Genomic DNA, 9,215 nt, shown 5'->3' on the forward strand with positions numbered 1-9,215 from the left:
CCCGATTGCAGTGTGTCATTCAACACATTCATTGACTGGACCGCCGCCATCGGGAGCAAGTCGAATCGTCGCACCGCCCCTCCCACCAAGCCCCTTCCACAGGGGATCGGCGTTGGCAGCCAGTTAACTTTTGTCGAGGTTGTTTATGTTTGATTACTCTGCACGACCGGACCTGCTCAAAGGCCGGGTCATCCTGGTAACCGGCGCCGGTCGCGGGATCGGCGCGGCGGCGGCGAAAACCTATGCCGCCCATGGCGCTACCGTGCTCCTGCTGGGCAAGACCGAAGCCAACCTGGCCCAGGTGTATGACGAAATCGAAGCCGCAGGCCAGCCTCAGCCGGTGGTGATTCCGTTCAACCTGGAGACCGCCCTGCCCCATCAATACGATGAACTGGCGGCCATGATCGAAAAGGAATTCGGCCACCTCGACGGCCTGCTGCACAACGCTTCGATCATCGGCCCACGCACGCCGATCGAGCAGTTGTCCGGCGAGAACTTCATGCGGGTGATGCACGTGAACGTCAATGCGATGTTCATGCTGACCAGCACCCTGCTGCCGCTGCTCAAGCTGTCCCAGGATGCCTCGGTGGTGTTCACCTCCAGCAGTGTCGGGCGCAAGGGGCGGGCGTATTGGGGCGCTTATGGCGTGTCGAAATTCGCCACTGAAGGCTTGATGCAAACCCTGGCCGATGAGCTTGAAGACGTGGCCGCGGTCCGCGCCAACAGCATCAACCCCGGCGGCACGCGCACGAGTATGCGGGCCCAGGCGTATCCGGGGGAGAACCCGTTGGAACGGCCTGCACCGGAAGAGATCATGCCGGTGTACCTGTACCTGATGGGGCCGGACAGTGCCGGCATCAATGGCCAGGCGTTCGATGCGCAGTAACTGAAACGCCGGGAAAGCAAAATGTGGGAGGGGGTCCCCCTCCCACATTTTTTTTGCGGTGTTGTTTAGTTCTTCACCACTTCCTCGAGGGTGAAGCGGCCCAACGGGTTTTGCAGGAAGTTGCTCACATTCTTGCGTGAGATGTTGATGTACGGGCTGTAGTACAGGTCGATCCAGTTGACGTCCTGTTTCGCCAACTTCTGCAGTTCGACATACATCTGCTCACGCTTGGCCGGGTTCGCCTCGATACGTGCCGCCGCCACCAGGTCCTTGACCTTGTCGTTCTTGTAGCGGGTCATGTAGTTCTGGTTGGTGTCGTGGCCCAGGACGAAGGTGGTTTTCTGGTCCGGGTCGAGAATGTCGTTGGTCCAGTACATCACCGAGAGATCGTAGTCACCGTCCACCAGCATCTGCCAGCTCTGGGTCGGGTCGACCTTTTGCAGGTTGGCGGTCACGCCGGCCTTGGCCAGTTGGTCCTTGATGATCACCGCGATCTGCTCATCGGCTTCGTTGCCGGCATTGACCACGTAGTTGAGCTTCAAGTCCTTGGCGCCGGCCTGCTCCAACAGCTTCTTGGCCGCCGTCGGGTCGTACGGGCGCTGCAGGTTGTTGGCGTAGTGGTACAGCGAGCCTTTCGGGATGTAGGAATAGGCCACGGTGCCTTGACCGTAAGTAGCGGTCTTGACCAACGATTGCTTATCGATGGCCATGTCCAGCGCCTCGCGCACTTCCTGCTTGGCCAGCAGGCCGTGGGCGTGGTTGATCAGCAGGTGGTCTTCACGGGTAGACGGGTCGGAGTGGATCACGACGTTCGGGTCTTTTTTCAGCTCGTCCACCCGCGAAAACGGCACGAAGATCGCGGTGTCCAGCTCGTTGTTCTGCACCATGCGCATACGGGTGTTGTCATCGGTCACGGACACCCATTCCACGCCATCCAGGCTGACGCTCTTGGCTTGCCAGAAGTTCGGGTTTTTCTTCAGGATCACCCGATCGCCCTTGCGCCACTCATCCACGGTAAACGCGCCCGAGGTCACCGGTTTTTCCGAGTAGGCGTCTTCGCCCATCTGGGTCATGGCCTTTTCCGACAGGATCGAGACGGTCGGCGACGCCAGTTGCGAGAGGAAAGCCACGGCCGGTGTTTTCAGGGTCACCACCAGGGTCTTGGCGTCCGTTGCCTTGGCGGTATTGATCAGGCTGAACGGGTCGCTCCACAGCGAGGCTTTGTTGTCGCGGATACGCAACAGGCTGAACGCGGCATCGTCGGCGGTGATTGACGAGCCATCGGAGAACTTCGCATCACGCAGCTTGAACGTATAGGTCAGGCCGTCCTTGGAAATGTCCCAGCTTTCGGCCAGCCCCGTTTCCATCTTGGTGCCCAGGTTATCCACCCGCACCAGGGTGTCGTAGACGTTGGCGAATACCCAGGTGTCGCGGTTTTGCGCGCTTTTGATCGGGTCGAACGTGGTGCTGTCTTCACGGCAGCCAATGGTCAGCACGCCAGCGGCGTGTGCCAACCCGGCTGTCAGGGACCACGCGGTGAGCGTAGCGGCGGCGAGCAACTTCAAGTGACGGGATTGCATGTCCATAACTCCTTGTTCATGAATGGCAGGAAAGGTTCAAGGGCTGTTCAAGCACGCAACTGTACCGATGCTCGTGCAGGAAATGGGTCGGCGGCAACACCACGGAACACTCCGTCCGGGCATGGCGGCAACGCGGGTGAAAGGCGCAACCGGCCGGTAAATTCAACGGGCTGGGCGGCTCACCCGGCAGAAGCTGCGCAGGCATTGGCCGATGCGGGTCGATCTCGGGAATCGCCTCGATCAATGCCGCGGTATACGGATGGCGCGGCGCGCTGAATACCGCTTCCACCGGCCCTTCTTCGACGATCTTGCCCAGGTACATCACCGCCACGCGGTCGCACAGGCGCCGCACGATGGCCAAGTCATGGGCGATAAACAGGATCGCCAGGTTCATGCGCTGCTGCAGTTCCAGCAACAGGTTGATGATCTGGCCCTGGATCGAGACATCCAACGCCGCCACGCACTCATCGGCGATGATTAAGCGCGGCTCCACCGCCAGGGCGCGGGCGATACCGACGCGCTGGCACTGGCCGCCGCTGAGGGAGCCGGGCTTGCGGCTGGCCAGCTCGGGGCGCAGGCCGACCAGATCGAGCAGCTCATCAACGCGGCGTGGAATCCCCGCCGGTGCGACTTTGCGCTGTACCCGCAGCACTTCGGCAAGGGTTTCGCCCACCGTGTGGCGGGGGTTCAGCGCGGCGTACGGGTCCTGGAAGATCATCGCGGTTTCATGGCGCAGGCGCGCAATGTCAATGGCGCTGCCGTGGGCCATGTCGATGCCATCGAACAATACCTGGCCGGCACTGATCGGGTTGAGGTGCAGGATCGCGCGCCCCAGGGTGCTTTTTCCGCTGCCGGATTCGCCCACCAAACCCAGCGTCTCGCCGGCGGCCAGGTTCAGCGAAACCCCGTTGACCGCCCTCACCCACTGCCGGTTCAAGCCGAACAACCCCGTACCGGATGCGGCAAAGCGCACCTCAAGATCCTTGATCTGCAACAGGCTCACGGACGGCCTCCCAACGGATAGTGACACGCCACTTGCGCGCCTTCGGGCAGCCGCTCGAAGCACAACGCGCCCACCTGCGGGCAACGCGGGTTGAAGCGACAACCGTCCGGCAATGCATCCAGCAAAGGCGGCTGGCCGGGGATGGTGCGCAGCAAGGCGTGGCCGCTGCTGTGGGCCGGCTGGCAATCGATCAGGCCGGCGGTATAAGGGTGCTGCGGACGGGCCAGCAAGTCGTACTTGCTGCCGTGCTCGCACAGGCGCCCGGCATACATCACCGCAATGGAGTCACAGGTCTGCGCCACCACGCCCAGGTCATGGGTGATCATGATGATCGACAGGCCACGCTGGTCGCGCAGGTCCAGCAACAAGCGCAGGATTTGCGCCTGCACCGTCACATCCAGAGCGGTGGTCGGCTCATCGGCAATCAGTACTTTCGGGTTGCAGCCCAACGCCACGGCGATCATCGCGCGCTGGCGCATGCCGCCGGAAAACTCGTGAGGATAGTTGTCGACCCGCGCCTGGGGATCGGGAATGCCCACCTGACGCAGCACTTCGATCGCCTGCCCGCGGGCGTCTTTTTTCGATGCGCCTTGATGCAAGCGGATGCCTTCGCCGATCTGCTCGCCGATACGCATCAAGGGGTCAAGGTGGCTGCTGGGGTTCTGGAAGATCATGCCCAACTGGCCACCCCGTACGGCACGCATCCCGGCGTCGTCCAATGACAACAAGTCCTGCCCGGCCAAGCGCACGCTACCGCCTTGCACACGCAGGCTGGGCGACGGCAGCAACCGCATCAGCCCGCGACACGTCAGGGTCTTGCCGGAACCGCTCTCCCCCACCAGGCCGAGGACTTCGCCTTCAGCCAAACCGAAAGACACGCGATCAACCAGCGCGACATCCCGCCCGGCGTTATGCGCGATCACGCTGAGATCCTTGACCTGCAACAGGCTCATGAGCGATCCCCCAACACTTGCGCCACGCCATCGGCCAACAGGCTGAAGCCCATGGCCAGCGTCACAATGGCCAACCCCGGAAAGGTGCAGATCCACCACGCGGTGGTGATAAACGCTTGCCCTTCGGCCACCATCGTCCCCCACTCAGCCGTCGGCGGCTGCACGCCCAGGCCCAGGTAACTCACCGCGGCACCGTTGAGCAGCACCAGCACTGCGTCAGACATGGAAAACACGATCGAACCGAACATCGCGTTGGGCAGCAGATGCCTGAACAGGATGCGCCCATGGCCGAAGCCCAGGCTCTTGGCGGCCAAGGCAAAGTCGCTTTCCTTGAGTACCAGGATCTGCGAGCGGATCAGCCGCGCATACGACACCCAGCCCACCAGCGCCATGGCGATATAGAAGCTCTTCAGGCCCGGGCCGAGAATGGCCATGATCGCCAGCATCAACACCAGGAACGGGAATGCCAGGATCACGTCGATCACGCGCATGCAAAAGCTGTCGAAGCGCCCGCCGATATAGCCGGAAACCGCGCCGATGAATGTGCCGATCATGAATGGGAAAATTACCCCGACGATGGCCAGTTGCAGGTCGATGCGCGCGCCCCAGATCACCCGTGAAAGGATGTCTCGGCCATAGTTGTCCGTGCCGAACGGATGGGCCAGGCTCGGCGCCAGCAAACTGAGGTCAGTGTGCTGCGCAATCGGGTCATACGGCGCAACCCAGGGTGCGCACAGTGCCAGGGCAAACCAGCCGAACAGTATCAGCAGGCCCCACGCCGCGGTCAGCCGACCATTGCGAAAACCAAAACGCAGGCGCACGCGCCACGGAGCGATCAGTGGGCGACTGCTCATTGCATCTTCACTCGCGGGTCGAGGGCCACCGTCACCACATCGGCAAGGAAGTTGACCACCACCGTCGCACAGGCCAGCACCATAGCCACGCCCTGCACCACCATGTAGTCGCGGGTAAAGATCCCGCGCACCAACAATTGGCCAATGCCCGGAATCGCAAACAGGCTCTCGATCACCACCGTGCCGCTGATCAGCCAGCCGATGTTGACGGCCAGCAGGTTGACCGCCGGCACCAGCGAATTGGGCAGCACATGCCGGCGAAACACGGCCGCCTCCGACAGTCCACGCGCGCGTGCAGCGGTGACGTGATCGGCCTGCAGCTCCATCAACATGCTCGCCCGCAGGTTGCGTACCAGCACCGCCGACAGCGCCAGTGCGATGGTCAGACATGGCAGCAGCATATGGTGAGCCTTATCCAGCCAGGTCCGCCCATAGCCGGACACCGGGAACAAGCCCCACTGCACACTCAACAACAGGATCAACATCAAGCCCAGCCAGAATGCCGGCATGCCCAGGCCGACCGTCGTGAACACGCGGATCAGGTTGTCCACCCACCCGCCTTTATTGCGTGCCGCCAGCGTCGCCAGCGGCAGCGCAATCAGCAGCGCCAGCACCACGCTGCCCAGCACTAGTACTAAAGTCGGTTCGATGCGGGTGACGATCAGCTTCAGGGCATCGACCTTGTACAACAACGACTGGCCGAGATCGCCCTTGAGCAGGTTCTTGAGGAAGTAGAAATACTGCAGCCACAGAGGCTGATCAAGACCGTACTGGGCGCGAATTTTCAGCAGCGCATCCGGCGTGCTGCGCGAGCCGAGCAAGGCCCGCGCCGGATCGCCGGGAATGGAACGCACCAGCACGAAAGTGATCAGGCTGATGCCGAACAACACCGGCAGCAATTGCAGCGGCCGGGAGAGCACAAAGCGATAGCGCGCCAGGTTCATCCGTCAGCCTCGGTGGCGAGCGAGGAAGTCCAGCAACACCGGGAAGTAAGCTTGGGGCTCCTCATAAAACGGCATATGGCTGCTGTTGGGAAAAACGTGCAACTCGGCGTGCCTGGCGGCTTGCTTCATGCGCATCGCGCAGGCCGGGGTCAGCTCGTCATGCTGGCCGGTGGTGATCAATATCGGCATATTGAACTCGGCCATCTCGGGGATGCGGTTCCAGTCCTTGAGATTGCCGATATACAGGAACTCGTTGGGGCCTTGCATGGTTTCGTACGGGCCCATGTTCCAGTCGCCGAGGGAGCGCTTGACCGGCTCGGGCCATTCGTCCAGGCGGCACACGTGGCGGTAGTTGAGCAAGGTGATTGCCGCCTGGTACTGCGGGTGCTCGAGGGTGCCCATGGCTTCGTGGCGCTGCATCATGGCCACGGTTTCGCTGCCCAGGGCACCGCGCAGGCGGTCAAGCTCCAGGGACAGGTGCGGGATGTCGCCGACGGTGTTTTCCAGGATCAGGCTTTTCAGCGCATCGGGGTAGTGAATGGCGTATTCGATGCCCAGCCAGCCGCCCCAGGAATGCCCCAGCAAGTGCACACGGCCCAGGCCCAGGGTTTGGCGCACGGTTTCGACTTCTTCCACATAACGGCGGATTTCCCACAGGGAAACATCGGTCGGTCTGGCTGATGCGCCCGTGCCAAGCTGGTCGAATGCAACCACTCGCAGGTTATGGTCCTTGAGCCAGCCATGGGCGTCGCGCAAGTAATCACACGGCAAGCCGGGACCGCCGTTGAGACACAAGAGCACCTCATCGCCGTCCCCAAAGCTGTAGGCCACGAGGTTATGGCCATCGACTTGCACGTTGTACTGCTGGTCGGGGGCAATTTCACGCCACATGCATACATTCCTTGTGTTGTATCGGCCTGGCGGGTAGCGGCCGCTGATCAGGCCAACACTACCGAGGATGCCACGCGGCCATAACCTGGTATTTCTTATAGGTTTGGCCTGGCAGTCCTTCGCCGGGGCGTGGCATTCTACTTGCAGCAAGTCGAGATTCAAATGAATTCGGGAGCAGAACGGATGCTGGCCAAGCTGACCGCCTTCAATAATCGCCTCATGCCGGGCAGGAGCCTGGATGAACAGATGGACAACACTTTCATCCTCGCCCAACAATTGGGCTTCGATGCACTGGTGTATGACTACACCCCGGTGCCCATCGACCTCAATGGCACGCTCATCACCCCCTCGGTGCTGCAACTGCGCAACACGCCCAACGACTGGCAGGCCTTGTGGTGCAGCGAAGGGTTTTACCAGATTGACCCGGTGCAGCATCTGGCACTGAGCACGGTGTCGCCGTTTGTCTGGTCCTACGAGGCAAAAGCCGAGACGGCCTTGCAGAAAATCATCGACCCCTGCCACGCGCCGGTATCGTCCTACCTGCATGAACAGCAACTGACCTGCGGGGTCAGCGTGCCTATTCATTTGCCCCGTGGCGGTTTTGCCTCCCTGACCGGCCTGCGCACCGGAAAGGCGCACACGGTGCTGAAGGATGCCCAGCAAACCCTGACGGATTTCAGCCTGATTACCCATGCCCTGCAGGAAGCGGCCTACCCGCTGTTCAGCAAGGAGCTACGCACCTACCCGCACATCCATTTGACCAAGCGTGAACGCGAGTGCCTGAAATGGGCCGCCGACGGCTTGACCGCCGCCGAGATCGCCAAGCAACTGAGCCGCTCATTGGCGGTGGTCACCCTGCACCTGACTTCAGCCATGCACAAATTGGGGGCCAAGAACCGTGTGCAGGCGGTGGTACGCGCCACCCATTACCGCCTGCTCGAAGATTGAGCCGCCGGCAAAAACCTATCTGTTTTGCTAGTTACCTAAATTTTGCGTGCAGACTATCGTGTCCCTGATCCTTTTTTTCACAGCAGGGTACGAAATGGAATTCATCGACAAAGTCCGCGAAGGCTATGCAACCTTTGGCGCCTACCAGACCTGGTACCGCGTCACCGGCGACCTGAGCAGCGGCCGCACTCCCTTGGTGGTCATCCATGGCGGCCCTGGTTGCACCCATGACTATGTCGACGCCTTCAAGGACGTCGCCGCCAGCGGCCACGCGGTCATTCACTACGACCAACTGGGCAATGGCCGCTCCACCCACTTGCCCGACAAAGACCCGTCGTTCTGGACCATCAGCCTGTTCCTCGAAGAACTGAACAACCTGCTGGACCACCTGCAAATCAGCGACAACTACGCGATTCTCGGCCAATCCTGGGGCGGTATGCTCGGCAGCGAACACGCGATCTTGCAACCCAAGGGCCTGCGTGCCTTTATCCCGGCCAACTCGCCGACCTGCATGCGTACCTGGGTCAGCGAGGCCAACCGCCTGCGCAAATTGTTGCCGGAAGGCGTGCATGAAACCCTGCTCAAGCATGAACAGGCCGGCAGCTACCAGGACCCGGAATACGTAGCCGCTTCACGGATTTTCTATGACCAGCACGTATGCCGCGTCAACCCATGGCCGGAAGAAGTGGCGCGTACCTTCGCCCAGGTCGATTCAGACCCGACGGTGTACCACGCCATGAGCGGCCCGACCGAGTTTCACGTCATCGGCAGCTTGAAAGACTGGAACGTGATCGGCCGCCTGTCGGCGATCAACGTACCGACGCTGGTGATCTCCGGTCGGCACGACGAGGCCACGCCGCTGGTGGTCAAGCCGTTCCTGGATGAAATCGCGGACGTGCGCTGGGCACTGTTCGAAGATTCCAGCCACATGCCCCATGTGGAAGAACGCCAGGCGTGCATGGGGACCGTGGTGAAGTTCCTGGATGAGGCGTGTTCGGTGCCGCACGACGTACTGAAAGCCAGTTGAGATCCAAATGTGGGAGCGGGCTTTGCCCCACCCTTGTAGTGAGCGGGCTTGCCCCGCGCTGGGTGGCAAAGCCGCCCCAAAACCAAACACCGCTGTCTTCCTGAAACACCGCAGCGGCAAGGTTTAGGG

General features: G+C 61.5%; 9 protein-coding genes. 3 read left to right on the forward strand and 6 right to left on the reverse strand.

Annotation, left to right across the window (positions count from 1 at the left end; all coding sequences use genetic code 11):
• The first annotated feature begins 145 nt into the window (after positions 1 to 145).
• Positions 146 to 886, forward strand: coding sequence for a YciK family oxidoreductase (locus ACQRBT_RS01295; RefSeq protein WP_411984522.1), 741 nt, complete (start codon positions 146 to 148; stop codon positions 884 to 886).
• 65 nt (positions 887 to 951) lie between these two features.
• On the opposite strand, the gene ACQRBT_RS01300 is transcribed toward ACQRBT_RS01295, so the two are convergent.
• From ACQRBT_RS01300 to ACQRBT_RS01325, 6 genes are read right to left on the reverse strand one after another with little or no spacing between them, the layout of a single operon-like run.
• Positions 952 to 2,466 (reverse strand): ABC transporter substrate-binding protein, encoded by a 1,515-nt coding sequence (locus ACQRBT_RS01300; protein ID WP_412047190.1) that lies wholly within the window; start codon positions 2,464 to 2,466, stop codon positions 952 to 954.
• Between the two features lie 16 nt (positions 2,467 to 2,482).
• Positions 2,483 to 3,469, reverse strand: coding sequence for an ABC transporter ATP-binding protein (locus ACQRBT_RS01305; RefSeq protein ID WP_411984520.1), 987 nt, complete (start codon positions 3,467 to 3,469; stop codon positions 2,483 to 2,485).
• Complete coding sequence (locus ACQRBT_RS01310; RefSeq protein WP_412047191.1) at positions 3,466 to 4,422, reverse strand: ABC transporter ATP-binding protein; 957 nt, start codon at positions 4,420 to 4,422, stop codon at positions 3,466 to 3,468. The genes ACQRBT_RS01305 and ACQRBT_RS01310 overlap by 4 nt, the downstream gene beginning before the upstream one ends.
• A complete protein-coding gene (locus ACQRBT_RS01315; RefSeq protein ID WP_198761439.1) occupies positions 4,419 to 5,276 on the reverse strand; it encodes an ABC transporter permease in 858 nt (285 codons plus the stop codon). The genes ACQRBT_RS01310 and ACQRBT_RS01315 overlap by 4 nt, the downstream gene beginning before the upstream one ends.
• Positions 5,273 to 6,220, reverse strand: coding sequence for an ABC transporter permease (locus ACQRBT_RS01320; protein ID WP_090366104.1), 948 nt, complete (start codon positions 6,218 to 6,220; stop codon positions 5,273 to 5,275). The genes ACQRBT_RS01315 and ACQRBT_RS01320 overlap by 4 nt, the downstream gene beginning before the upstream one ends.
• A gap of 3 nt (positions 6,221 to 6,223) precedes the next feature.
• On the reverse strand, positions 6,224 to 7,111 hold the full coding sequence (locus tag ACQRBT_RS01325; RefSeq protein WP_412047192.1) for a proline iminopeptidase-family hydrolase: 888 nt from the start codon (positions 7,109 to 7,111) through the stop codon (positions 6,224 to 6,226).
• 183 nt (positions 7,112 to 7,294) lie between these two features.
• Between ACQRBT_RS01325 and ACQRBT_RS01330 the strand changes: the two genes are divergently transcribed.
• Positions 7,295 to 8,059, forward strand: coding sequence for a LuxR family transcriptional regulator (locus ACQRBT_RS01330; protein ID WP_104995858.1), 765 nt, complete (start codon positions 7,295 to 7,297; stop codon positions 8,057 to 8,059).
• A 94-nt stretch (positions 8,060 to 8,153) separates the two neighbouring features.
• On the forward strand, positions 8,154 to 9,086 hold the full coding sequence (locus ACQRBT_RS01335) for a proline iminopeptidase-family hydrolase (RefSeq protein ID WP_412047193.1): 933 nt from the start codon (positions 8,154 to 8,156) through the stop codon (positions 9,084 to 9,086).
• The last annotated feature ends 129 nt before the right edge of the window (positions 9,087 to 9,215 follow it).

The sequence above is a fragment of the Pseudomonas sp. R19M genome, assembly GCF_050312585.1.
Classification (GTDB): Bacteria; Pseudomonadota; Gammaproteobacteria; order Pseudomonadales; family Pseudomonadaceae; genus Aquipseudomonas; species Aquipseudomonas palleroniana.

Excerpts from the sequence above, each read along its gene's own strand:
- ACQRBT_RS01295 (WP_411984522.1), top strand. The coding sequence starts at position 146 with ATGTTTGATTACTCTGCACGACCGGACCTGCTCAAAGGCCGGGTCATC.
- ACQRBT_RS01300 (WP_412047190.1), bottom strand. The coding sequence starts at position 2,466 with ATGCAATCCCGTCACTTGAAGTTGCTCGCCGCCGCTACGCTCACCGCG.
- ACQRBT_RS01310 (WP_412047191.1), bottom strand. The coding sequence starts at position 4,422 with ATGAGCCTGTTGCAGGTCAAGGATCTCAGCGTGATCGCGCATAACGCC.
- ACQRBT_RS01315 (WP_198761439.1), bottom strand. The coding sequence starts at position 5,276 with ATGAGCAGTCGCCCACTGATCGCTCCGTGGCGCGTGCGCCTGCGTTTT.
- ACQRBT_RS01320 (WP_090366104.1), bottom strand. The coding sequence starts at position 6,220 with ATGAACCTGGCGCGCTATCGCTTTGTGCTCTCCCGGCCGCTGCAATTG.
- ACQRBT_RS01325 (WP_412047192.1), bottom strand. The coding sequence starts at position 7,111 with ATGTGGCGTGAAATTGCCCCCGACCAGCAGTACAACGTGCAAGTCGAT.
- ACQRBT_RS01330 (WP_104995858.1), top strand. The coding sequence starts at position 7,295 with ATGCTGGCCAAGCTGACCGCCTTCAATAATCGCCTCATGCCGGGCAGG.
- ACQRBT_RS01335 (WP_412047193.1), top strand. The coding sequence starts at position 8,154 with ATGGAATTCATCGACAAAGTCCGCGAAGGCTATGCAACCTTTGGCGCC.